Here is a 24754-nt window from a genome sequence, read left to right on the forward strand (position 1 = left end):
CGTCACTGCGCCGGGGCCGTTGTCGGCGGCGCTTCGTTGGTCACCCGCAAGATCCCCCAAAGCCCCGAGAGGTTGCCGTAGGCGGCGTAGTCGCGGAACAGGTAGTCGCCTGGCACGGCGTTGGCGCCGCCGGCACTGGGCAGCATGAAGCTGAAGTGCGCCGCCGGCAGCACGCTTTCCTGGGCACCGATGTACATGGCCATCGGGTTGTAGCCGAAGCGCACCGAGCCGATGCCCGGCAGGCTCGTCGGGTAGCCGTATTCGTCGTTCTTCTCGGCCTGGTAGTTGTGCAGTGGCCACACGTGGCCGTCCAGCTGGTAGACCATGCCGCGGCTGCCACCACTGGGCATGACGATGTGGTTGCGCACCGGCTGGCCCGGCCTGGCGTACAGCACCGGGGTTTGCGGGTCGCCACCGACCAGGGCGTTGGCGTAGGCCATGTGGGCATTGGGCACATCGCCGAAGCCCAGCCCGGCGGCGCGACCGAACGGTGAGTCGGGGGCCATGCCGAAGCGCAGCCACAGCGGCTCGGTCTTGTAGTTGACCGCCATGTTGCCGTTGTCCTGCGGGTCGCCGGCGGCGCCGTTGCCTTCGGTGTTGATGCCTTCCACCGGGCGGCCATCGGCCCAGCGCATGTTCAGGGCGCGCTGCCAGACGGTGACGAAGTCGCGGTAGTCTGCCTGGCCGCTGACCTTGACCGTGGCCTGGGCACGGGAAGCGCTGTCCTCGGTCCAGGTGGCGGTCTGCGGCAGGATGCTCATGGCACCCACCAGGCCTTTCTGCGGCTGCTTGATGACGTCCGACGGGGTCAGGTTGAGGCCGCCGAACTCGATGGCGGTGCTGTTGATGTTGTCCACCGTCCGGCCCAGTTGCGACACCGGCTTGCCCTCACGCTCCAGGTGGCCGGCGTAGTACTGGTAGGTACGGGTCGGCCAGGCGCCGCTGCCAGCGGCACGCGGGGCCACGGTCTGCACCGGGTTGAGGCCGACGTTGGCGCCATCGGACTTGGTGATGTCGTAGGCCAGCAATTGCGCATGCAGGCCTACATGGCTGGACGGCCGCATCAGGTTGTTGGCGAAGGCAGTGGCGCCTTCGCTGTCGAAGCGGTCACGCTTGACCACGTTGTGCATCACCGCCGTGCTGGGCAGGTCCGGCATCACCAGCGGCAGGCGGTTTTCCAGGGTGATGCTGATGCACTCGCCGGCGTTGGCGCGCAGCACCAGCGGCTCCACCGGCACGCCCGCCCTGAGCTTGCCGGTGCTGGCGTCGAGGTCGGCCTTGCGCACGTAGAGGATGGCCGTCGGGTCGTGCAGCGGCGCGCTATGGCCCCCGATGGTGAACGGTTGGCCATCTTCGGGATCGACCCCGCTGACCAGCGGGATGGTGGTGTTGCGGCTGTTGAACACCAGGGTGCCGCCGTTGGCCTTGAGCGGGCCGCCGACATGCTGGCCGACACCGGCCGGGTCGTTGATGCTGACGCCATTGCGGTTCTCGAGGATGTCGTTGGCCAGCGCCGCGACCACCTCGTAGTTGCGCTTGACCGTGGGGCGGCTGCCTATGCCGTTGGGGTTGGCCGTGGTTTTCGGGCAGATGCCGTCGAAGTTGACGGTGTTGCGCATGGCCACTGGCTGCGGGTTGTTGGGCAGCGGGAACAGGTCGGCACGTTGCGTGGTGTAGTTGCGCATGATGCCCCAGATACCGTTCCAGTAGCCTTCCAGGGCCGCGTCCAGCGAATACAGATAGTCGCCGTTGGTGGCGGCGGAGCTGGAGATCATCGACACCGGCGCCATGAAGCCCAACTGCTCGGAAATGCCGATCATCTGCGACGACTTCCAGCCCGAGTTGGAGCTGTTGCCGTAGCCGGTGCCGTTCTGCAGCCACTTCACGCCATGCAGGGTGACGTTGTGCTCTTCTTCATGGCCGCCGGCGTGCATGCGCAGGCGCACGTTGTCGCCGGAATAGGTCCGCAGCATCGGCGTGAACGGGTCGCCCGGTTCGCCGCCGGCCTTGTTGATGTGCGGCGGGAACAGCGTGGTGCCGCCGGTAGGGCCGACCGCCGAGGTGATCGCCGACGGCGCCAGGTTCAGCGCCGGAATGGCCCGGTCGGTACGGGTTTGCAGGGCGTAGCTGAGGTCGCCGGCGAGGCCGTCGGCCTGCATGCCGCGCTTGCCGTCGGGGCCGACCTTGTTCGGGTCGAACACGCGCAGGGCCAGGGGCTCGTTGCGGTAGTTGACGACGAACATGCCTGGGTCATCCACCGAGATCGCCTGCGGGCAAGGCCGGCTCGGGCAGCCCGGGTCGATGCCGCCGCGTTCCTCGACGATGGCTTCCAGCAGGCTCGAGGCCTTGCCACGCACCGGCGGGTTGATGGCGTAACGGAAGCTGTCGGCGGTGGCCGGGTACGACTGGGCATTGGGCACGCCGTCGGGCCCGGCGCCAACGTACACACCCGCTTCATAGGCGTGCTGGAAGTCGCTGTACTCTAGGAAGAACTCGCGGTAGCTGTCGTTCTTGCCGTCGCCGTCGTGGTCACCGGTCTGGATCACCGCCTGCCACGAGGTCGGGCCGCCGTCCTGGCGCGTGGCCGGGTTGTACAGCGGCTCGCCGGTTTCGGCGTGGTACCAGGTGGAGTTGGCCGGTTCCGCCAGCACGGTGGCGTACAGGCCGAGCTGCTGGTGGGTCGATGGGCCGAGGTGGTCGTGGGTGAAGATGGTGCCCAGGCCACGGTCGACGTTGTACACGTTGACCAGCGGGTCGGCGAACCAGCGCTGCATGGCCGTGCGCGCCCCCAGCCAGTCGGCCCGGCCGAAGCGGCCGAAGTACGGGTGCTGACGGGCCTGCGGGCAGGCGGCGCTGCCGTCGCGGCTGTCGCCCTGGGTGCAGCCGTTGTAGGCACGAATGGCCTGCACCCGTTCGACCACGCTGCCGGGCGAGAGAATGCCGTCTTCGTAGTTCCAGCCATTGGCTGAGCCGTCGGCGGCGGTCAGGTCCCACTTGGGCAGGTGGATGTGCTGGCCGATCACGTCGGTCGGGGTGCGCACCTGGTAATCGTCCATCTCGTAGATGTTCGGGATCAGGTTGGTGTGCTGGTACATGGTGCAGTCGAAGGTGTTCATGCGCATCACCAACGGCTCTGGCGGGCGCTGCTTGGTGATGACTGGCCAGGCGTCTTCCCAAAGGGCAATGATGCGGGCTTGCGGGAAGTGGTAGCCGACCTTGTTGTACACCGCGTCGAACTGGATGTTGGCGCCCTTGTAGATGCGTGGGCGGTCGGCGGTGAAGGCCGACGAGCCACGGAAGTTCAGGCCCGCCAGGCTCTCGCCGCTGGCATATTCGCCCACCCCGGACGACTGGGTCAGGCGCTTGCCACGGTCATCCATGCACGGCTCGTAGAACGGCGCGCCGGCCATCGGCAAGGCGCCATTGGTGCGAAATGCCTTGGCCACCGGTTGGCTGCCGGGAATCAGGGCGAAGCTTGGGTGTTCGGCCATGGCGTGAAACTGCATGGCCGCCTGCTCGACATCGGTACCCTCTTCGGGCAGGTAGATCGGCTTGGCTTTGTGCACCACCTTGGTGAAATCCAGCTTGGTCGTGGTGGTTTCCGCCTCACCGCCAGCGGCTACCCCGTCCAGCGCATGGCGCCCCAGGCCGCCGTCCCAGCCATCGACCTGGTTCGGGTCGAGGTTGGCCCACAGCGCCTTGCCGCTGTTCTTGAGCTGGCGGGCCATGGCCGGGTCGAGCATGTCCAGCGGCGGGGTCGGTGGGCGGTTGCCCACGCTGCTTTCCATGCCGCCAATCCAGAACGGGTAGCCAGGGTTCTTCAGGCTGCCGTCGGCGTTGCGGTTGGCCTCGCTGCGATCGACCAGCGCCAGCGAGCCGATGGCCTTGCGCAGCGGCGCCTGGTCGCCAGGCTGGTCATCCTCGTCTGCTTCAGGCGCGTCGTCATCGTTGGCGGCAACCTGCTCTGCCGACAGCTTCGGTACCACCACCACCTTGCCTGGCATCGGCGCCATGGCCTTGCCGGGCAGCGGCACGATGGCCGGGATCGGCGTGCCAGCGACGATCTCGCCATCGGGCAGGGCCCGGGCGCCAACTGCCGGCTTGCCGCTGCGCAGGGCGAACGGAATGCTGTGGAAGCCATTCTCGCCCTGCCCGCTCACCGCAAGGCGGGTGCCCTCTTCGAACACGTCGTGGACCCGCCACATGGCCCACATGCCCTGGGCAAAATGCGGGTAGAAGTGGCAGTGGTAGATGGCATCGCCGGCTACCCGGTTGCGGTTGCCCGACCCACCGTTGGCGATTTCGTAGGTGTAGCCAACCCCGGCACCGATGCCCTGGGCATCGATGTAGTCGGAGTTGTCGTCATTGGGGTTGAACAGCCACTGGTGGCCATGCAGGTGGAAGATGTGCTGCTCATGGCCATTGTGGGTGTTGCGGAACTTGGTGAAATCACCAATGTAGCTATGGTGCACGTTGGCCGGCTCGGCCGGGTACAGGGCCATGCTGGCCTTGACCCCGATGGCGCTGGCCGGCGGTACCTCACCAGGGCGAATGTGCTCCAGGCCGACGTTGGCCGGCACGTCCACCAGGGTTCCGACGTCACCGACCGTGTGCGCACTGAGGAAAAACTCTTCGTAGGCACACGACAGGCAGTCGTGCATCGGCCCCACGCCCAGGCGGTTGGCCACCACCTCGGCGCCCATGCCACCGGAACCGTAGTTGATCATGAACGAGTCGCGGGTGGGTTCCAGCACATGGCCCATCACCGGGTCGGCCCAGTAGCCCGGGAAGGCCTGGGTAGCGGCCACTTCGTCGGCGAACTGCGAGGCGAAGTCACGGAACGCCTCCAGGCGGTTGGGCAGCGCCGGGTTGCGCTTGCCCAGGCTTTCCAGCGGGTAGGTGGATCTGGGGAAGCTGCCGTCAGGGTTGGGGCCCATGACGATGGCATCGGTTTCGCTGTTGATGATCTCGTTGCCGTTGACCATGGCGATGATCGGCTTGCCGGCCTTGCCCTCGGCGATCCACGGTTGTGCCTGCGGGTAACGGGCTTCGTAATCGATCACCGGTTGGCCGGTGGCGGTACGGCCGGTGGTGGCCAGGCGCATTTCTTCCTCGGTGAGGGTGTTGCGGTAGGTGCGGCCCAGCCTGGGCACCACCACCACCTGGCCGAACAGGCCGTTGGCGACGTTGCCTGCGGTGCCTTCACCGCCAAAGGTGGCGGCCTTGCTGGTGGCGGCGAAGGCGCCTTCGCGCTCGGCGTACAGCGTGTAGCTGCGGGTGCTGCCGGGGCTGACGAAGAAGTTGCCGTTGCGCCCGGTGTAGGCGGAAATGTCGGCGATGCTGTTGAGCGCCTGCATGCCGTTGACCTGGAAGCCGACCATGCGCTCGGCCACCTGCTGGTCGGCGACGAAACCTTCGGCCGCTTCATGGTCGACTTCCAGTTCCTCGTCCTCGGGCCCTTCGGCCTCGATACTGTCTTTGTTCGGGTTGGCCTTGTAGTCGAGCAGGTTGGTCAGGTTGACCGTCAGGCAATCCCCTGCGGCAACCCGCAGTACGATCGGCCGTGGGCGCTTGTCCGGGCGCAGGGTGACCTTGCCCGGTACCGCCGCCCCACCGATGCTCAGCGGGACCTGCTTGTCGTCGACCACATCCTCGCGCAGGGCGAAGATCATGCCGTTGGCGTTTTGCGCGCCAAGGCGGTTGAACATCAGTGGCTGGTCCAGGGCCACCACGTTGGCGACCAGGGTGCGCTGGCACTGCACGGCCGCCTCGCTGGTCGACGCCCAGCCGCACAGGGCCAGCACGAGTGAGGACAGGATGGGGCCTTTGCCTGGTGAAGACATGCTGCACCTCCGGGACACAGGATCTCTGCGTGGAGCCGGAGCAAGGTGTGTGCCACAAGGGAATTGCGCGCTTTTTCAGCAGGTTACATCGGCAAGCGCAACAGATTGGGGAGGATCCCCCAATGGGTTTCCCCGAAACGGGGGGTGCCGCCGGCCAGCGACAGGCCCGCCCCGGCCAAGACGAAACCTTGCTAGAGTGGCACCAGGGCCGAACACGGCAAAAATGCAGAATCCCCCTGCAGATTTGTCGATTGTACAAGGCAATTTCGCATGACAGGATCCTGCGATCCTCCAGCGAACTCCAGACTTCACTTGGAAAATCAATAACAAAGCAGGGAGAACGCAAATGACTGCGCACGCTCATACTTCGGCAACCGACCATGTGCTGGCCGAGGTTCGCAACCAGGTCGGCCACCTGACCCTGAACCGCCCCGCCGGGCTCAATGCCCTGACCCTGGACATGGTCCGCAGCCTGCGCCAGCACCTCGACCTGTGGGCCGACGACCCCAAGGTGCACGCCGTGGTACTGCGTGGCGCAGGCCCCAAGGGCTTCTGCGCCGGTGGCGATATCCGTTCGCTGCACGACAGCTTCAAGGCCGGCGAAACCCTGCATGAAACCTTCTTCGTCGAGGAATACGCCCTCGACCTGGTCATCCACCGCTACCGCAAGCCGATTCTGGTACTGATGGACGGCTTCACCTTGGGCGGCGGCATGGGCCTGGCCCAGGGTTGCGACCTGCGCGTGGTCACCGAACGCAGCCGCCTGGGCATGCCCGAAGTGGGCATCGGTTACTTCCCTGATGTCGGCGGCAGCTATTTCCTGTCGCGCATTCCGGGCGAGCTGGGCATTTACCTGGGCGTCAGCGGCGCGCAGGTGCAGGCAGCCGATGCGCTGTACTGCGGCCTGGCCGACTGGTACCTGGCCAGCGACCGGCTGGCGGCACTGGACCAGGGCCTGGACCAGCTGCGCTTCGGCGACCACCCGCTGAAGGACCTGCAAAACCTGCTGGCCAGGCTCGGCACCCAAGTGCTGGACGACGCACCACTGGAAAAACTGCGCCCGGTCATCGACCACTTCTTCGCCCTGCCCGACCTGCCGGCCATCGTCGAGCAGCTGCGCGCGGTGAGCATTGGCGACAGCCATGCCTGGGCCGTGGCCACCGCCGACCAGCTGGAAACCCGCTCGCCGCTGGCCATGGCAGTTACCCTGGAGATGCTGCGCCGCGGTCGCCAGCTGGGCCTGGAGGACTGTTTTGCCATGGAGCTGCACCTGGACCGCCAGTGGTTCCAGCACGGCGACATCATTGAAGGCGTGCGCGCGTTGATCATCGACAAGGACAAGCAGCCACGCTGGAACCCGCCGACCCTGGCTGCGCTGCAACGCCAGCGGGTCGACCAATTCTTCGAAGGCCTGTGAGCCGGGGAGTACACAGATGCAAGACCTGGAACTGAGCGAAGAACAGATCATGATCCGCGACATGGCGCGGGACTTTGCCCGTGGCGAGATCGCCCCGCATGCCCAGGCCTGGGAAAAGGCCGGCTGGATCGACGACGGCGTGGTGCGCAAGATGGGCGAACTGGGCCTGCTGGGCATGGTGGTGCCGGAAGACTTCGGCGGCAGCTACACCGATTACGTCGCCTACGCCCTGGCCGTGGAAGAGATCGCTGCCGGCTGCGGCGCCACCGGGGCGATGATGAGCATCCACAACTCGGTGGGCTGTGGGCCGTTGCTGGCCTACGGCACGGCCGAACAGCAACGGCAGTGGCTGCCGCGCCTGGCCACCGGCGAGGTGATCGGCTGCTTCTGCCTGACCGAGCCACAGGCGGGCTCCGAGGCGCACAACCTGCGCACCCGCGCCGAGCTGGTGGATGGCCAGTGGGTCATCAACGGCGCCAAGCAGTTCGTCAGCAACGCGCGCCGCGCCGGGCTGGCGATCGTCTTCGCGGTAACCGACCCGGAGCTGGGCAAGAAGGGCCTGTCGGCATTCCTGGTGCCCACCGACAACCCGGGCTTCAAGGTCGATCGCAGCGAACACAAGATGGGCATCCGCGCCTCCGATACCTGCGCGGTGACGTTCGACAACTGCCGCATTCCCGCCGCCAACCTGCTCGGTGAGCGCGGCAAAGGCCTGGCCATCGCCCTGTCCAACCTCGAAGGTGGCCGGATCGGCATCGCCGCGCAGGCCTTGGGCATCGCCCGCGCCGCGTTCGAGGCGGCCCTGGCCTACTCGCGCGACCGGGTGCAGTTCGGCAAGCCGATCAACGAGCACCAGAGCATCGCCAACCTGTTGGCGGACATGCAGGTGCAGGTGAACGCCGCGCGGTTGCTGATCCTGCATGCCGCACGCCTGCGCAGCGCCGGCAAGCCGTGCCTGTCGGAGGCCTCGCAAGCCAAGCTGTTCGCCTCGGAAATGGCCGAGCGGGTGTGCTCGATGGCGATCCAGGTGCATGGCGGTTATGGCTACCTGGAAGACTACCCGGTGGAGCGTTATTACCGTGATGCGCGGATCACGCAGATCTATGAAGGGTCGAGCGAAATCCAGCGCATGCTGATCGCGCGGGAGTTGAAGCACTATACGTTGTAACGCGCTCTCGCTGAGAATGCGGCCCTTTGTGGGAGCGGGTTCACCCGCGAACACCGGCGAAGCCGGTGCCATCCACCGCGTCGCATTCTTCGCGGGCAAGCCCGCTCCCACAGGGTGAGTGACAGGCTCAAGAAAGCATCACCCGCCTATCGCCAATACCGCGCATCGTCCACCACCTTGGCATGCGCTTCGAACAGTGCCGGCAGTTGCTCCTTGAGGTAGTCGATCCAGGTGCGCACCTTGGCATCCAGGTAATGCCGTGACGGGTAGATCGCGTACAGCGCGTTGTCCCTCAGCCGATACGGCGCCAGCAGCCGGCACAAGCGCCCCTGCTCGATCGCCTGGCTGGCGGTGTAGAACGGCAACAGGCCAATGCCCATACCCAGTTCGCTGGCCACCAGCATGGCGTCGGCGACGTTGGTGGAAAAACCGTCGCTCGGGGTGATCACGCACTGGTCAACGCCTTGCGGAAACACCCAATCACCTTCGTACATCGGGTAGGCCATGCGCAGGCAGCGGTGCTGGTGCAGGTCTTCCGGGCGCTCGGGCACGCCGTGGGCCGCCAGGTAGCTCGGCGCCGCGCAGGGGATGCTGAAGATGTTGCCCAGCGGGACGGCGATCAGTTGCGAATCCGGCAGTGCCCCGTCGATGGTGATCACCACATCATGCCCTTCGGCCAACGGGTCGGGGTTGCGCTGGGACAGGGTCAGCTCGATCACCACCTCCGGGCACAGCGCGTTGTAGCCCGCCACCAGCGGCATCAGCAGCAGCCCCAGGCCGTGCGGGCAATGCAGGCGCAGGCGACCGCGCGGGGTCAGGTGCGCACCACGCGCTTCACCCACCGCCTCTTCGGTCAACAGCATGATCTGCCGCGCACGCTCGAGAAAGCGCTCGCCCGCCTCGCTCATGCGCAAACGCCGCGTGGTGCGGTGCAGCAGGCGGGTCTGCAGCTGGTTTTCCAGCTCGGCGACGATGCGCGACACCTGCGCTGCGGAAATGTCCAGGGCATTGGCGGCGGCAGCGAAACTGCCGCATTCCACCACCCGGGTGAAGGTACGCATGGCATGCAGCATGTCCATGAAGATGGGCTCCTTGTTCGGTCTTATTCGTGCGCCGCAAGAAGGAATCTAACACGCATTAGCCCATTTATTGTGGATGACCAATGAATACATCATTGGCCACCCATTGAAAAAGGAGCCTGCCATGAAACCTTCGATCGCTGTCCTTGCCTTGGCCGCCAGCCTCGCTTCGTTCGGCGCGCTTGCCGACGCGGGCAGCCAGCAGCCGGTCAGCCGCAACTACCAATACGGCATGCCGCTGGACGTGGCCAAAGTCATCTCCCTCACCCCGGCCAGCAACGCCGCCGACTGCCAGGTTGGCACCGCGCACATGGTGTATGTCGACCATCAGGGCCAGCAGCACGCCATCGACTACCGGGAAATGGGCAACTGCTCGCAACAGTGAGTCAGGCCAGTACCTGAGTGATCCAGCCGACCTGCTGGTTGAAGTCGTCGATCTTGGCCTGAGGCACTGCATCCCGGGCACGCTCGAAGTTGGCCAGGGTCTGCTGCTTCTGCCGCAGCATGCGCCGCCATTTCACCAGAAACGCCTCGCCTTTCTCCTGCAACAGCAGCGGGCCGAAGTACAGCTGCTCGGCGCTGTACACCGCCGCCCCCGGCTCGGCGACGATGATTTCGTAGTCGAAGCGGTTTTCCCGCAGCAGTTCTTCGCTGACGATCCGGTAGCCATTGGCCGCCAGCCACTGGCGCAGTTCGCGCTCGGCGCCGTTGGGCTGCAGCACCAGACGGCTGACGCCAGCCAGGCGCTGGCGGCCAGCTTCGAGGATCTCGCACATGCTGTCGCCACCCATGCCGCAGATGCTGACCACCGAGATACGGTCTTGCGCCTCGACCGCTGCCAGGCCATCGGCCAGGCGCACGGTGACCCGGCCTTCCAGCCCATTCTTGCGCACGTTGCGCTGGGCCGAGGCGAATGGCGTCTGCGCCACCTCGCCGGCAACCGCCGCTTCCAGCCTGCCGCGCAGCATCAAGGCCACCGGCAGGTAGCCATGGTCCGAGCCGATGTCGGCCAGGCGCGCGCCGTGTGGTACGTGTGCCGCCACGCGCTCCAGGCGCCGGGACAATGTCTGTTCGTTCAAGCTCAACCCCTGCTTTGCAATCGGGCGCGATTCTGCCGGTGAATGCCGCACATTTCAAACACCGCCGCCCTCGCCCGGCCACCCTCACCCGGCCACCCTCGACCACGGCAGCCTGCTCGCGTAGGCTTGCCGCTTTCCTTCCGTTGCAAGGCAAAACCCACCATGGCACATGCAGACATCATCTACACCCCGGACCCGGACGCCGAGTCGATTTCCTCCGACGTTGCCGAATACAACGGCGTGCTGGTCACCACGCAGATCCCGACCCACGCCGATGGCAGCCTGGAGCTGGGCGGTATCGTCGAGCAGAGCGAGTGCACCCTGCAAGCGCTGAAAGTGGCACTGGAGAAGGCCGGCAGCGGCATGGACCGCGTGCTGCACCTGACCATCTACCTGACCGACATGGCCGACCGCGCGGCGTTCAACGAGGTGTACCAGCGCTTCTTCAGCAAGCCCTGGCCGGTACGCGCCGCCGTCGGCGTGGCCGCGCTGGCGTTCGAAGGTATGCGCGTCGAAGTGACCGCAATGGCTGCCAAGCGCTGATTCACCTTCAAGGGCCCTATCGCCGGCAAGCCAGCTCCCACAGGTACTGCACAGGCCTTTAGGGCAGCGCGGTAGAGGTGGGAGCAACTGTCTTGATCAATTTCCAAAAACTGGCGCGATCCCTGTGGGAGCGGCCGTGGCCGCGAACACCGGCGCAGCCGGTGCCATCCCTCGCGTCGCCTGCTTCGCGGGTGAACCCGCTCCCACATGGGGCTGCGTATGCCTCGGGCTTGCGCTGAAACCTGTGGGAGCTGGCTTGCCGGCGATAGGGCCGGTACAGGCAATTCACCTCTCGGCACCCCAAGGATGCCGCCGGCCCGTTTCGCCGCTACAATGCCCGCCTAAACCGTGACAGCCCGAACCTATAACGACATGTCCCTTCCAAAGAATCACCTGGAACTGCTCAGCCCTGCCCGTGACGTGGCCATCGCCCGTGAAGCGATCCTGCACGGGGCTGACGCCATCTACATCGGCGGCCCGAGCTTCGGCGCGCGCCATAATGCCTGTAACGAAGTCAGCGATATCGCCGAACTGGTGCAGTTCGCCCATCGTTATCACGCGCGCGTGTTCACCACGATCAACACCATCCTCCACGACAACGAGCTGGAGCCGGCGCGCAAGCTGATCCACCAGCTGTACGACGCCGGGGTCGACGCCCTGATCGTGCAGGACCTGGGGGTGATGGAGCTGGACATCCCGCCGATCGAGCTGCACGCCAGCACCCAGACCGACATCCGCACCCTGGAACGGGCCAGGTTCCTCGACCAGGCCGGTTTCTCCCAGCTGGTACTGGCGCGCGAGCTGAACCTGCAGCAAATCCGCAGCATCGCCGCCGAAACCGACGCGGCCATCGAGTTCTTCATCCACGGCGCGCTGTGCGTGGCTTTCTCTGGCCAGTGCAACATCTCCCACGCGCAGACCGGCCGCAGCGCCAACCGTGGCGACTGCTCGCAGGCCTGCCGCCTGCCCTACACCCTGAAGGATGACCAGGGCCGGGTGGTCGCGTTCGAGAAGCACCTGCTGTCGATGAAGGACAACAACCAGACCGCCAACCTGGCCGACCTGGTCGATGCCGGCGTGCGCTCGTTCAAGATCGAAGGCCGCTACAAGGATGTGAGCTATGTGAAGAACATCACGGCGCACTACCGCAAGGAGCTCGATGCCATCCTCGAAGGCCGCCCGCAGCTGGCCCGCGCCTCCAGCGGCCGCACCGAGCATTTCTTCGTGCCCGACCCGGACAAGACCTTCCACCGCGGCAGCACCGACTACTTCGTCACCGACCGCAAGGTGGACATCGGCGCGTTCGACTCGCCGACCTTCACCGGCCTGCCGGTGGGCGTGGTGGAAAAGGTCGGCAAGCGCGACCTGCAAGTGGTCACCGAAGTGCCGCTGAGCAATGGCGACGGCCTCAACGTGCTGGTCAAGCGTGAGGTGGTGGGCTTCCGCGCCAACATCGCCGAACCGCGTGGCGAGTTCGAGGAAGACGGCCAGAAGCGCTACCGCTACCGCGTCGAACCCAACGAAATGCCCGACGGCCTGCACAAGCTGCGGCCCAACCACCCGCTGTCGCGCAACCTCGACCACAACTGGCAGCAAGCCCTGCAACGCACCTCGGCCGAGCGCCGTGTCGGCGTGCACTGGCACGCAGAACTGCGTGAGCAGCGCCTGACACTGACCGTCACCAGCGAGGAAGGCGTGCGCGTACAGGTGGCACTGGACGGCCCGTTCGGCCCGGCCAACAAGCCGCAGCAGGCACTCGACCAGTTGCACGACCTGCTCGGCCAGCTGGGCACCACCCTGTACCACGCCGACCGCATCGAACTGGACGCACCGCAGGCGTACTTCGTGCCCAACTCGCAGCTCAAGGCCCTGCGCCGCGAAGCCATCGAGGCACTGACAGCGGCACGGGTAGCGGCGCACCCGCGCGGCGCGCGCAAGGCCGAGACCACGCCGGCGCCGGTCTACCCCGAAGCGCACTTGTCGTTCCTGGCCAACGTGTACAACCAGAAGGCCCGCGACTTCTACCACCGCCATGGCGTGCAATTGATCGACGCCGCCTACGAGGCCCATGAAGAGCACGGCGAAGTGCCGGTGATGATCACCAAGCACTGCCTGCGCTTCTCCTTCAACCTGTGCCCCAAGCAGGCCAAGGGCGTGACCGGCGTGCGCACCAAGGTCGCGCCGATGCAGCTGATTCAGGGCGACGAAGTGCTGACCCTGAAATTCGACTGCAAGCCGTGCGAAATGCATGTGATCGGCAAGATGAAAAGCCACATCATCGACCTGCCGACACCGGGCAGCGCGGTGGCCCAGGTGGTCGGCCACATCAGCCCGGAAGACCTGCTCAAGACCATCCCGCGCGGGCCGCATTGATCTTCTTTAGCCTGTAAGGGACCTTTCGCGGCTAAAGCCGCTCCCACAGCGGTCGGTACAGTACCGGTGGGAGCGGGTTTGCCCGCGAACACCGGCATAGCCGGTGCCATCCAGCACGGCGCTTGCACCCGTACATGGCCTTCGCTGCTGCTCAGCGAATCTGGTGCTTGTGCAGCAAGCGATAGAACGTCGGCCGCGAAATGCCCAGCACCTTGGCCGCCACGCTCAGGTTGTCGCTGTGCCGGTTGAGCACATCGCACAAGGCCTGGCGTTCGGCCCGGTGCTTGTACTCCTCCAGCGTGCCCAGCGCTCGCTGCGCCTGGTCGAGGCTCTGCAAGCCCAGGTCCTGCACCTCGATTTGCCGGCCTTCGGCCAGCACCAGCCCGCGCCGCACCCGGTTGGCCAGCTCGCGCACATTGCCCGGCCAGTCATGCCGGCCCATGGCGGCCAGCGCATGCTCGCTGAACGAACGCGGCCGGCGCCCGGTTTCCAGGCTGTAGAAGTGGGCGAAGTGGTTGGCCAGCATGGCCAGGTCGCCATGCCGGTCGCGCAGCGGGGCAGTGACCACCTGCAAGACATTCAGGCGGTAGTACAGGTCTTCGCGAAAGCGCCCGTGCTCGATGGCTTTCTCCAGGTCCACGTGGGTAGCCGCCAGCACCCGCACATCCACCGGGATCGGCTGGTTGCCACCAACCCGCTCGATGTGCTTTTCCTGCAGAAAACGCAGCAGGTTGGCCTGCAGTTCCAGCGGCAGGTCGCCAATCTCGTCGAGGAACAGCGTGCCGCCATGGGCCGCCTCGATGCGCCCGATCTTGCGCTGATGGGCACCGGTGAAGGCGCCCTTCTCATGACCAAACAGCTCGGACTGGATCAGGTGCTCAGGGATCGCGCCGCAGTTGATGGCGATGAAAGGCTGCTCGCTGCGCTGCGACTGGCGGTGCAAGGTGCGCGCCACCAGTTCCTTGCCGGTGCCGCTTTCACCCCGGATCAGCACCGGTGACTCGGTCGGGGCCAGCTTGCCCAGCAGCTTGCGCAGCTCGCGGATCGGCCGGCTTTCGCCGAGCAGCTCGTGGGACGCGTCGTCAACCCGGGCCGCCCCTTTGCCACGCAGGCGCGCCATACCGAAGGCGCGCCCCAGGGTCACCTGCACGCGGGAAACATCGAACGGCAGGGTGTGGAAGTCGAAAAACCATTCGCAGACAAAATCACCGACCGCCGGCATGCGCAGTTGTTCGGCGCTGAGCACGGCGATCCATTCGGTGTTGCTGCGCTGGATCAGGTCCTTTACCCCATCCGGGCGCCTCAGGTGCGCGCTCTGCAAGCGCAACAGGCCGACATCGCACGGGTGATCGCGCGCGGCGCTGAGCACGCAGCTGTCCACATCCCAACCTGCAGTGCGCAAACCGGGCAACAAACGGTGGCAGTCATCGCAGGGGTCGACAATGAGCAAACGGCGTTGGGCGGCAGGCTGCTGCATGACCAATCCTTGGCGCCAGTTTTCGGTTTTTTGAAATAAAACAGTAAGTTGTGGCGCCCGATTAACAGTAGCAACGAAGTTGACGCTTCCCAGTACCGTTTGTCTGCCGAATCATTTTTTTACAAAGCGTGATGGGAATTTTCGCATTTTATCGACATCACATGGCGGCGTAGGCAAAAACGGATTCGAACCTGACAAAAAATTTTACAACCAATGTGTGACTTGCCCCCGGACGACGAGCATCAGTACACATAACCCCGCGCTGCACTTCGCGATAACCGAGGCGACCTTGAAGCAACGCGGACTTCACTTCGATGTTTGGGACCACAGAGAGACCGAACCATGAATGCCCCGCTCCGTGTCAACGAAGCACTGCTGATTGCCGACCACGCCTTCGAACCTTTCCAGTGCGTAGCCTGGGATGCACCCAACGGTACTGGTGAGCTGAGCCTGGCAGTGATCGACCGGACCAGCACCCGCATCGGCAGCAAGCAAGTGTCCTCGCATATCTATTCCGACCCGGCCCAGTGGGCCAGCCTGATCGAGGAAGTGCGCGCCGAATTGTGCGAAAAAGGTTACGACCTGCAACCGTGGTCGATGCCGAAATAATACCGACCGGCATAACAAGTGCGTGCGCCGTCACGCACTTGTGCAACTTCCCCCAACGCCGTTCTGGCAACTTTGCCTGTTGCGACATAATGTCGCGTCGCTGTTTTCTCAGTCCATTACCTTGAACTGTTGCACATGCTGGTAATCGGCCTGCAGTTGTTCCGCCAGGCGCTGCGCACGGCCCAGGCGTACCGGCGCCAGTTCCATATCGACCAATAACGTGGCACAAGGCATCGGCTGCACGGCGTTGCCGTGTTGCAGGCGGCCGTCGGTAAACACCAGGCAACGCAGCAGTTCTTCGGGATGGGCCCGTTGCCGAGCCTGCAGCCAATGCCGGGCCTGCTCCAGCGCCGCGATCAACGGCGTCCCGCCACCGGCGCCCAAAGCTTGCAGCCACGGTTGCAGGGCAGCCGAGGCCTTCAGACCGTGACGCTGCCACTGCGGCGTACGCCCGCTGGCGGTCAGCAGGGCCAGGCGCGCGCGCTGGCGATAGGCTTGGTCGAACAGGGCGGCCAACAACCCTTTGCTCTGCGCCAGCGCCTGATGGCGACGGGTCGAGGCCGAAGCATCGACAATCACCAGCCAGAGTTCCGCCGGCCTGGCCTGGCGTTGTTGCCAGCACAGGTCCTGGCGCTGGCGTGGCCGGCCCTTGAGCAAAGTCGGCAGCCAGGCCACCCGGCCGGCCGCGGCATCGCGCGCGCGGCCCCGGCTGGCACCGTACTGCCGACCTGTGCCTGCTTTGGCATCCGCCCCTTTGGCTGCTGGCTGGGGGATGCTCAGGGCTTTTTTGCCCAGTTCGGCACCTCTCGGCGCGGGCCGCTGGCCACCGCCTGCGCCGGCATTGCCCCCCAATCGCCCTGCCCGCCCTGTTCGCCAGGGTTGCCGGCGCCTTGCTGCTCGGGCTGCGGCGGTGCCGACGGCGGGTTAGCCTGGGGCGTGATGCGGCGACGATGGCGCAAGGCGAACTCGGCCACCGCTTCGACATCGGCTTCTTCGATGGCGGCGCCACCGCGCCAGGCGCAGTGGGCCCGCGCGGCACGCAGCCACACCAGGTCGGCCCGCAGGCCATCGACCCCGGCCGCGTAGCAGCGCTCGGTGATCCAGGCCAATGCCTGGTCGTCCAGGGCGATAGCGGCCAACGCGTGGCGGGCGGCCTGGCAACGCTGGCGCAGCTGCGCCTGGGCCTCGGCCCATTGCGCGCAGAAGGCCTGCGGGTCGCTGTCGAAAGCCAGGCGGCGACGAATGATCTGCTGGCGGGCGGCAGGCTCGGGCAAACCTTCCAGGGCCACGTTCAGGCCAAAGCGGTCCAGCAGCTGCGGGCGCAATTCGCCCTCCTCCGGGTTCATCGTGCCGATCAGCACGAAGCGGGCACTGTGCCGGTGCGAGATGCCGTCGCGCTCGATGCGGTTGGTACCACTGGCGGCGACATCGAGCAGCAGGTCGACCAAGGTGTCGGGCAGCAGGTTGACCTCATCGACATACAGCACGCCACCGTCGGCCTGGGCCAGCACCCCCGGGGAAAACTGCGCCTTGCCCTGCCCCAGCGCCGCATCCAGGTCGAGGGTGCCGACCAGGCGCTCTTCGCTGGCGCCCAGCGGCAGGGTGACGAACGGGCCCTCACCGAGCAGGTCGGCGAGGCCACGGGCCAGGGTGCTCTTGGCCATGCCGCGCGGCCCTTCGATCAGCACGCCGCCAATCTTCGGGTCGATGGCGGTCAGGCACAGCGCCAGCTTCAGGTCGTCGGCGCCGACCACGGCGGCCAGCGGAAATTGTACGGGTTCACTCATTTCAAGCCTGTTCCTCGCCGTCGAGCAGCTGTTCCTCGAGCGCTTCGCGGTAATCGCCGGGTGCCTGCCACAGGCCGCGCTGCTGGGCCTCCAGCAAGCGCTCGGTGAGGTCGCGCAGGGCCTCGGGGTTGTGTTCGCGCATGAAGTCGCGGGTCGCCGGGTCGAGCACGTAGGCATCGGCCAGCGCCTGGTAATGATGGTCGTCGATCAGGTGCGTGGTGGCGTCGAAGGCGAACAGGTTGTCGACCGTCGCCGCCATTTCGAAGGCGCCTTTGTAGCCATGGCGCTTGACCCCGTCGAGCCACTTCGGGTTCAGCGCACGGGCGCGGATGACCCGGTTCAGTTCTTCCTTGAGGGTGCGGATGCGCGGCCGGTCGGCCTGGCTGTGGTCGCCGTGGTAGCTGGCCACTGCGGCACCGCCCAAGGTTTCCGAGGCCGCCAGCATGCCACCCTGGAATTGGTAATAGTCGTTGGAATCGAGCAGGTCATGCTCGTGGTTGTCCTGGTTCTGCAGCACCGCCTGCACCTTGGCCAGGCGCTGGGCGAACTGGTCGCGGGCCGGGGTACCGTCGTCGCTGCCACCGTAGGCATAGCCACCGTGGTTGAGGTAGACCTCGGCCAGGTCGGCGCGGCTGTGCCACAGGCGCCCGTCGATGGCGTTCTGCACCCCGGCGCCGTAGGCCCCGGGTTTGGCACCGAACACCCGCCAACCGGCCTGGCGCGCGGCCTCTGCGGCCTCCACGCCCTGCGCCTGCAGCGCCGCGCGTTCACTGCGCACACGGGCGGCCAAGGGGTTGAGGTCGTCGGGTTCATCCAGCGCGGCCACCGCCTGCACGGCGGCATCGAACAGGCGGATGAGGTTGCCGAAGGCATCGCGGAAAAAGCCGGAAACACGCAAGGTCACATCCACCCGCGGGCGGTCGAGCAGGCTCAACGGCAGGATTTCGAAATCATCGACACGCTGGCTGCCGCTGGCCCACACCGGTCGCACGCCCATCAGCGCCATGGCCTGGGCAATGTCGTCGCCGCCGGTGCGCATGGTCGCTGTGCCCCACACCGACAGGCCAAGCTGGCGCAGGTGGTCGCCGTGGTCCTGCAGGTGGCGTTCGAGGATCAGGTTGGCCGAGGCGAAGCCCAGGCGCCAGGCGGTGGTGGTGGGCAGGTTGCGCACATCCACGGTGTAGAAGTTGCGCCCGGTGGGCAGCACATCCAGGCGCCCTCGGCTGGGCGCGCCACTCGGGCCGGCGGGTACGAAACGCCCGGCCAGCGCCGCCAGCAGGCCATTCATTTCGGCACTGCCGCAGGCGTCCAGGCTGGGCGCCACCGCGTCGCGCAGGGCCTGCAGCACTTGGTGCAGCGGCTGCCATTCGCCCAGCTCCGGCAACTGCGCGTTGCCATCCAGCGCCTGCTCGATCAGCTGCCGCGCCAACAGTTCGAGGCGTTCACGGGTATCGCCACAGGTGCGCCAAGGCTCGTCGCTGATGGCCTGCAGGGCTGGCGGGCGCGCGCCCTGCCAGGGCTGGCCTAGCTCGCAATCGAGCGGGTCGAAGCCCGGCACCAGCGCCTTGGCCAGGGCCCGCAACAGGCTGGCGTTGCCGCCGCGACCGTCGCCGCGCTCGACCCGCACCAGCGCCAGCAGGGTGTCCAGGCGCAGCCGGCCTTGCGGCGACTGGCCGAACACGTGCAGGCCATCGCGGATCTGCGATTCCTTGAGGTCGCACAGGTAGGTGTCCAGGCGGGGCAACCACACGGCGGCATCGTCCAGCTGGCCTTCCAGCTGCAGCTCGCGGTCGATGTGGTTGGCCTTGACCAGCTCGAGGATGTCGCGCTGCAACTCGCGGGCACGCCGTGGGTCGAGCAGTTGCGCTTCATAGAATTCGTCGGCCAGCTGCTCCAGATGACGCAGCGGGCCATAGGTTTCGGCGCGGGTCAGCGGCGGCATCAGGTGGTCGATGATCACCGCCTGGGTGCGACGCTTGGCCTGGGCACCTTCGCCCGGGTCGTTGACGATGAACGGGTAGATGTTCGGCAACGGGCCCAGCAAGGCATCCGGCCAGCACTGCGCCGACAAGCCGACGCCCTTGCCGGGCAACCATTCGAGATTGCCGTGCTTGCCGACGTGGATCACTGCGTCGGCGGCAAAGGCATGGCGCAGCCAGAAGTGAAACGCCAGGTAGCCGTGCGGCGGCACCAGATCGGGGTCGTGGTACACCGCGCTGGGGTCCAGCTGGTAACCGCGTGCCGGCTGGATACCGACGAAGGTCAGGCCAAAACGCAGGCCGGCGACCATCAGCCGGCCATTGCGGTACATCGGGTCCTGCTGCGGTGGCCCCCAGCGTTCCAGTACCGCCTGGCGGTTGGCCTCGGGCAGGCGCGCGAAGGCGGCCTGGTAGTCGGCCAGGCTCAGGCTCTGCGCACAGGGGCGCAAGTCCAGCTGGTCGAGGTCGTTGGTCACGCCGCCAAGCAGTTGCTGGATCAGCTGGGTGCCGCTGCGCGGCAGTTCGGCCAGCGGGTAGCCGTCGGCCTGCAAGGCCTTGAGGATGTTCAGCGCCGCCGCCGGGGTGTCCAGGCCGACGCCGTTGCCAATGCGGCCGTCGCGGGTCGGGTAGTTGGCCAGCACCAGCGCCACCCGCTTCTGCGCATTCGGCAGGCACGCCAGCTCGACCCAGCGGCGGGCCAGCTCGGCGACGAAATCCATGCGCTCGGGGTGGGCGCGGTAGCAGACCACATCGGACTGGCTGCGCTCGCTGCGCCAGGCCATGTCCTTGAAGCTGACCGGGCGGGTGATGATCCGCCCGTCGAGTTCCGGCAAGGCAATGTGCATGGCCAGGTCGCGTGCCCCCAGGCCCTGCTCGCTGGCTTCCCAGCCGGGCTGGTTGTCCTGCGCGCAAATGGCCTGCAGGACCGGGATGTCGCGGCGCAACGGGCGCAGGTTGGGCCGTTCCGGGCTGGACAGGGCAAAGCCGGTGGTGTTCACCAGCACCTCGGCGCCGACCTCGTCCAGCCAGGCTTCGACCTGCTCCAGGCAGGCGCTTTCCTTGAGGCTGGCCACGGCGATCGGCAAAGGGTTGAGCCCGGCCGCCTGTAAGCGTTGGCAGAACACATCGATGAAGGCGGTATTGGCCGCCTGCAGGTGCGAGCGGTAGAACAGCAGCGGCGCCACCGGCTGCTCGGGGTGCCACTGCGGGTACCAGTCTTCCAGCGTCGCGCTGCCCTTGGCCGGGTGATAGACCGCAGTGCGCGGCAAGGGCTGGGGCTCGTCCCAGGCATAGTCGCGGCCCAGCCACTGGCTGGCCAGGCAGTGGAACAGGTTGATGGCGTTGGCCTTGCCGCCCTGGCGCAGGTAATGCCAGAGGCGCTCGGCCTGCTCGCCGCTGACGTTGCCCAGGCCAGTGAGCTCCGGGTCCGCGCGGTCGTCGCCCGGTACCAGGATCAGCTGCACGCCACGCGCGGCCAGTTCGACCAGTTGCTCGACGCCATAGCGCCAGTAGCCGACACCGCCGTGCAGCGACACCAGAATGACCTTGGCATGGCGCAGCACCTGATCGACGTACAGGTCGACCGAGGCATGGTTCTGCACCTGCATCGGGTTGGCCAGGCGCAGGCTGGGGTAATCGTCGGGCAATTGCTCGGCGGTCTCGGCGAGCAACGCCAGGTGCGAATCGCCGCTGCAGAGAATCACCAGCTCGGCGGGTGTCTGGCCAAGGTCGGCAATGCTGTCATCCGGCACGAAGCCGCCGGGCTGGGTCCGCAGCAGGTGCATGGGTCAGGCGCCCAGGGCCTGGCGCAGGCGCGCTTCCAGCTGGGCGGCATCCAGTGCCTGGCCGATCAGCACCAGGCGGGTGATGCGCGGTTCGTCGGCGCGCCAGGCGCGGTCGAAGTGCTTGTCGAAACGGGTACCGACGCCTTGCACCAGCAGGCGCATCGGCTTGCCCGGGATGGCGGCGAAGCCTTTGGCGCGCAGAATACCGAACTCCACTACCAACTGGGTCAGGGCATCGAGCAGCAGGCTTTCGTCGGCTTCCGGCAGGTCGATCGAGATGGAGTCGAAGGCGTCGTGGTCATGTTCGTCATGGTCGTCGCCGTCATGGTGCGAATCGTGGTGGGTGCGGCGGCCGTCGATATGGACCTCGGACTCGGCGCCCACCCCCAGCAACACGTCCAGCGGCAGCTTGCCGCTGCTGGCCTCGATCACCTTGACCGCCGGTGGCAGTTCTTCGGCCACTTCGGCGCGGACCTTGGCCAAGCCTTCGGCGTCGATCAGGTCGGCCTTGTTCAGCACCACCAGGTCGGCGCTGGCCAGCTGGTCGGCGAACAGTTCATGCAGCGGCGATTCGTGGTCCAGGTTGGGGTCGAGCTTGCGCTGGGCATCGACCTGGTCCGGGTAGGCGGCAAAGGTGCCGGCGGCCACGGCCGGGCTGTCGACCACGGTAATCACCGCATCGACGGTGCAGGCATTGCGGATCTCCGGCCACTGGAAGGCTTGCACCAGCGGTTTGGGCAGGGCCAGGCCACTGGTTTCGATGAGGATATGGTCGAGGTCGCCCCGGCGCGCCACCAGCTCGCGCATGACCGGGAAGAACTCTTCCTGCACGGTGCAGCACAGGCAGCCGTTGGCCAGTTCGTAGACACGACCGCTGGCTTCTTCCTCGGTGCAGCCGATGCTGCACTGCTTGAGGATTTCGCCGTCGATGCCCAGCTCACCGAATTCGTTGACGATCACCGCGATGCGGCGGCCCTGGGCGTTGTCGAGCATGTGGCGCAGCAAGGTGGTCTTGCCCGAGCCGAGGAAGCCGGTAACGATGGTGACGGGGAGCTTGGCCAGTGTTTTCATGTCGCAGTGCCCTTGGCAGAGTGGCGCGGGCATGCAGGACGACAGCCGCGGGCCAGGCCGGCGCGGCGTGTTCGCCACCGGATCACCCCGCCCGGTTGAAAGTCGAAAACGTCCCGAGGCAGGTCTCCTGGCTCGCACCGTTCCAGTTGCCTGCGGATACCGCAGGCTGGCGGGATGACGCCTTCCCGCGCAGGCGCAGTGGCTGTGTCGATCCGTTTCGGTGCTTACAGTTGCGGGGGCAGCCGCGGCTTGTACCGCGTTCCCGTCTTAGCTTCGGCCTGGCCGAAGAACCTCGAAGCGGCAAGGCTACGCAGTGGCTGGCAGGTGGTCAACCATTGGCCGACCAGGTCCCTCCCCGCGCGCATGGATCCTGAATTCGTGACTGGCCGTTCCCGATCCGCCACGGATGTATTATGGTGGCGTGGTGCGCATATAACAGCAGCCCGAGCGATCGGGCACTTGCAAGACAATGAGGGTGTCATGAGCAACGAAAGCATTAACTGGGACAAGCTGGGTTTCGACTATATCAAGACCGACAAACGCTACCTGTCCGTATGGCGCAATGGCGAGTGGGACAAGGGCACCCTGACCGAAGACAACGTACTGCACATCAGTGAAGGCTCCACCGCCCTGCACTACGGCCAGCAGTGCTTCGAAGGCCTCAAGGCCTATCGTTGCAAGGACGGTTCGATCAACCTGTTCCGCCCGGACCAGAATGCCGCCCGCATGCAGCGCAGCTGCGCCCGCCTGCTGATGCCGCAGGTGCCGACCGATGTGTTCATCGAAGCCTGCAAGCAAGTGGTCAAGGCCAACGAAAAGTTCGTGCCACCGCACGGCAAGGGCGCCCTCTACCTGCGCCCGTTCGTGATCGGCACCGGTGACAACATTGGCGTGCGCACCGCCCCCGAGTTCATCTTCTCGATCTTCGCCATCCCGGTTGGCTCGTACTTCAAGGGCGGCATGAAGCCGCACAACTTCCAGATTTCCAGCTTCGACCGCGCGGCCCCGCAAGGCACTGGCGCGGCCAAGGTCGGTGGCAACTACGCCGCCAGCCTGCAGCCGGGCGCCGAAGCGAAGAAAGCCAACTTCGCCGACGCCATCTACCTCGACCCGCTGACCCACACCAAGATCGAGGAAGTCGGTTCGGCCAACTTCTTCGGCATCACCGCCAACAACGAGTTCGTCACGCCGAAATCGGCCTCGGTGCTGCCAGGCATCACCCGTCTGTCGCTGATGGAACTGGCGCAATCGCGCCTGGGCCTGACCGTGATCGAAGGCGATGTGGAAATCAGCAAGCTCGACCGCTTCGTCGAAGCCGGCGCTTGCGGTACCGCTGCTGTGATCACCCCGATCGGCGGCATCGAATACAACGGCAAGCTGCACGTGTTCCATGACCTGGAAAAGGTCGGCCCGGTTACCCAGAAGCTCTACAACGAGCTGACCGGTATCCAGAGCGGTGATGTCGAAGCACCGGCAGGCTGGATCGTCAAGGTCGCCTGAGGCGCTTAGCGGTTTGAAAAGGGGCATGCCAGCAATGGCATGCCCCTTTTTCTTGCAGAGTGATGCTCGAACGCCTGCCCCTGTGGGAGCGGTGCAGCCCCGGGCTTGCGCGATCCCTGTGGGAGCGGCTTTAGCCGCGAACACCGGCACAGCCGGTGCCATCCTCCGCGTTACCTACTTCGCGGGTGAACCCGCTCCCTCAGGCAACGGCGCAGGGCGGCAACTTGTGGGAGCGGCCATGGCCGCGAACACCGGCGCAGCCGGTGCCATCCACCGCGTCGCCTACTTCGCGGGCACGCCCGCTCCCACAAGGAACGGTGCAGCCCCGGGCTTGCGCGATCCCTGTGGGAGCGGCTTTAGCCGCGAACACCGGCACAGCCGGTGCCATCCGCCGCGTTACCTACTTCGCGGGTGAACCCGCTCCCACAGGCAACGGCGCAGGGCGGCAACTTGTGGGAGCGGCCATGGCCGCGAACATCGGCGCAGCCGGTGCCATCCACCGCGTCGCCTACTTCGCGGGCATGCCCGCTCCCACAAGGAACGGTGCAGCCCCGGGCTTGCGCGATCCCTGTGGGAGCGGCTTTAGCCGCGAACACCGGCGCAGCCGGTGCCATCCACCGCGTCGCCTACTTCGCGGGTGAACCCGCTCCCTCAGGCAACGGCGCAGGGCGGCAACTTGTGGGAGCGGCCATGGCCGCGAACACCGGCACAGCCGGTGCCATCCACCGCGTCGCCTACTTCGCGGGCATGCCCGCTCCCACAGGGCTTGCACGTTCCCGAAGCTTGGTCGCCTTTGTCGAAGCCGCATCGATGTTGCAGCAGCAGGCCCGTGACGCCTGAGTGCGCTGGAGTCAGCGTCGAAAGAGAAAATTCCTACAAGGCTTTAGGACGCCCATTGCTCCCCTGCGAAGGCGTTCCTCGCTAGTGTCTTGGCCATTGCGCCAACCCACTGGAAAAGGAACGCCCTGTGAGCATCAGCAAAGCCATCCGCCTCGCCATGCAGGAAGAAATCCCCAACACCTACGGCAGCTGCAACGCCTGCGGG

At 66.2% G+C, this 24754-nt stretch carries 16 protein-coding genes and 1 riboswitch; of the genes, 8 read left to right on the top strand and 8 right to left on the bottom strand.

From position 1 onward, the window contains the following. Positions 1-2: 2 nt before the first annotated feature. The gene (mnxG, locus tag C6A77_RS18665; protein WP_114170799.1) at positions 3-5843 is read right to left on the bottom strand and encodes a manganese-oxidizing multicopper oxidase MnxG; all 5841 of its coding nucleotides are present in this window, start codon (positions 5841-5843) and stop codon (positions 3-5) included. Between the two features lie 346 nt (positions 5844-6189). On the opposite strand from mnxG, the gene C6A77_RS18670 reads away from it, so the two are divergent. Together C6A77_RS18670 and C6A77_RS18675 are read left to right on the top strand one after the other, a co-directional pair. After that, complete coding sequence (locus C6A77_RS18670) at positions 6190-7260, top strand: enoyl-CoA hydratase/isomerase family protein (RefSeq protein ID WP_114170800.1); 1071 nt, start codon at positions 6190-6192, stop codon at positions 7258-7260. Between the two features lie 16 nt (positions 7261-7276). Continuing rightward, the gene (locus C6A77_RS18675) at positions 7277-8428 is read left to right on the top strand and encodes an acyl-CoA dehydrogenase family protein (RefSeq protein WP_114170801.1); all 1152 of its coding nucleotides are present in this window, start codon (positions 7277-7279) and stop codon (positions 8426-8428) included. A 146-nt stretch (positions 8429-8574) separates the two neighbouring features. Here the strand turns inward: C6A77_RS18675 and C6A77_RS18680 are convergent, their stop codons facing one another. After that, on the bottom strand, positions 8575-9507 hold the full coding sequence (locus C6A77_RS18680; protein WP_114170802.1) for a LysR family transcriptional regulator: 933 nt from the start codon (positions 9505-9507) through the stop codon (positions 8575-8577). A gap of 124 nt (positions 9508-9631) precedes the next feature. Between C6A77_RS18680 and C6A77_RS18685 the strand changes: the two genes are divergently transcribed. Next, the gene (locus C6A77_RS18685) at positions 9632-9892 is read left to right on the top strand and encodes a DUF2790 domain-containing protein (RefSeq protein ID WP_114170814.1); all 261 of its coding nucleotides are present in this window, start codon (positions 9632-9634) and stop codon (positions 9890-9892) included. Position 9893: 1 nt separating this feature from the next. Here C6A77_RS18685 and C6A77_RS18690 read toward each other — a convergent pair whose 3' ends face one another. Beyond that, entirely contained in the window at positions 9894-10586 is a 693-nt protein-coding gene (locus C6A77_RS18690; protein ID WP_114170803.1) for a tRNA (adenine(22)-N(1))-methyltransferase TrmK, read from the bottom strand. A 162-nt stretch (positions 10587-10748) separates the two neighbouring features. On the opposite strand from C6A77_RS18690, the gene C6A77_RS18695 reads away from it, so the two are divergent. Together C6A77_RS18695 and C6A77_RS18700 are read left to right on the top strand one after the other, a co-directional pair. Next, on the top strand, positions 10749-11129 hold the full coding sequence (locus C6A77_RS18695; protein WP_114170804.1) for a RidA family protein: 381 nt from the start codon (positions 10749-10751) through the stop codon (positions 11127-11129). A gap of 372 nt (positions 11130-11501) precedes the next feature. Beyond that, the gene (locus tag C6A77_RS18700; RefSeq protein WP_114170805.1) at positions 11502-13502 is read left to right on the top strand and encodes a U32 family peptidase; all 2001 of its coding nucleotides are present in this window, start codon (positions 11502-11504) and stop codon (positions 13500-13502) included. A 151-nt stretch (positions 13503-13653) separates the two neighbouring features. Here C6A77_RS18700 and C6A77_RS18705 read toward each other — a convergent pair whose 3' ends face one another. Then, on the bottom strand, positions 13654-14979 hold the full coding sequence (locus tag C6A77_RS18705) for a sigma-54 dependent transcriptional regulator (RefSeq protein ID WP_114170806.1): 1326 nt from the start codon (positions 14977-14979) through the stop codon (positions 13654-13656). 342 nt (positions 14980-15321) lie between these two features. On the opposite strand from C6A77_RS18705, the gene C6A77_RS18710 reads away from it, so the two are divergent. Further along, positions 15322-15588, top strand: a complete 267-nt coding sequence (locus C6A77_RS18710) for a hypothetical protein (protein WP_114170807.1) — start codon at positions 15322-15324, stop codon at positions 15586-15588. 108 nt (positions 15589-15696) lie between these two features. Here the strand turns inward: C6A77_RS18710 and C6A77_RS18715 are convergent, their stop codons facing one another. The 4 genes from C6A77_RS18715 to cobW all read right to left on the bottom strand — a co-directional run bounded on the left by C6A77_RS18715 (position 15697) and on the right by cobW (position 22209). After that, positions 15697-16263 (bottom strand): VWA domain-containing protein, encoded by a 567-nt coding sequence (locus C6A77_RS18715; protein ID WP_114170815.1) that lies wholly within the window; start codon positions 16261-16263, stop codon positions 15697-15699. Between the two features lie 101 nt (positions 16264-16364). Beyond that, the gene (locus tag C6A77_RS18720) at positions 16365-17375 is read right to left on the bottom strand and encodes an AAA family ATPase (protein WP_114170808.1); all 1011 of its coding nucleotides are present in this window, start codon (positions 17373-17375) and stop codon (positions 16365-16367) included. A 1-nt stretch (position 17376) separates the two neighbouring features. After that, entirely contained in the window at positions 17377-21138 is a 3762-nt protein-coding gene (gene cobN / locus C6A77_RS18725; protein ID WP_114170809.1) for a cobaltochelatase subunit CobN, read from the bottom strand. Between the two features lie 3 nt (positions 21139-21141). Then, on the bottom strand, positions 21142-22209 hold the full coding sequence (cobW, locus tag C6A77_RS18730) for a cobalamin biosynthesis protein CobW (protein WP_114170810.1): 1068 nt from the start codon (positions 22207-22209) through the stop codon (positions 21142-21144). Between the two features lie 99 nt (positions 22210-22308). After that, positions 22309-22519, bottom strand: a riboswitch (cobalamin riboswitch). 170 nt (positions 22520-22689) lie between these two features. Between cobW and C6A77_RS18735 the strand changes: the two genes are divergently transcribed. Both C6A77_RS18735 and C6A77_RS26015 read left to right on the top strand, forming a co-directional pair. Then, the gene (locus C6A77_RS18735) at positions 22690-23709 is read left to right on the top strand and encodes a branched-chain amino acid aminotransferase (RefSeq protein WP_114170811.1); all 1020 of its coding nucleotides are present in this window, start codon (positions 22690-22692) and stop codon (positions 23707-23709) included. 690 nt (positions 23710-24399) lie between these two features. Continuing rightward, positions 24400-24549, top strand: a complete 150-nt coding sequence (locus C6A77_RS26015) for a hypothetical protein (RefSeq protein ID WP_241507444.1) — start codon at positions 24400-24402, stop codon at positions 24547-24549. Positions 24550-24754 lie beyond the last annotated feature (205 nt).

The organism is Pseudomonas sp. AFG_SD02_1510_Pfu_092 (genome assembly GCF_003331055.1).
In the GTDB taxonomy this organism is placed as follows: domain Bacteria; phylum Pseudomonadota; class Gammaproteobacteria; order Pseudomonadales; family Pseudomonadaceae; genus Aquipseudomonas.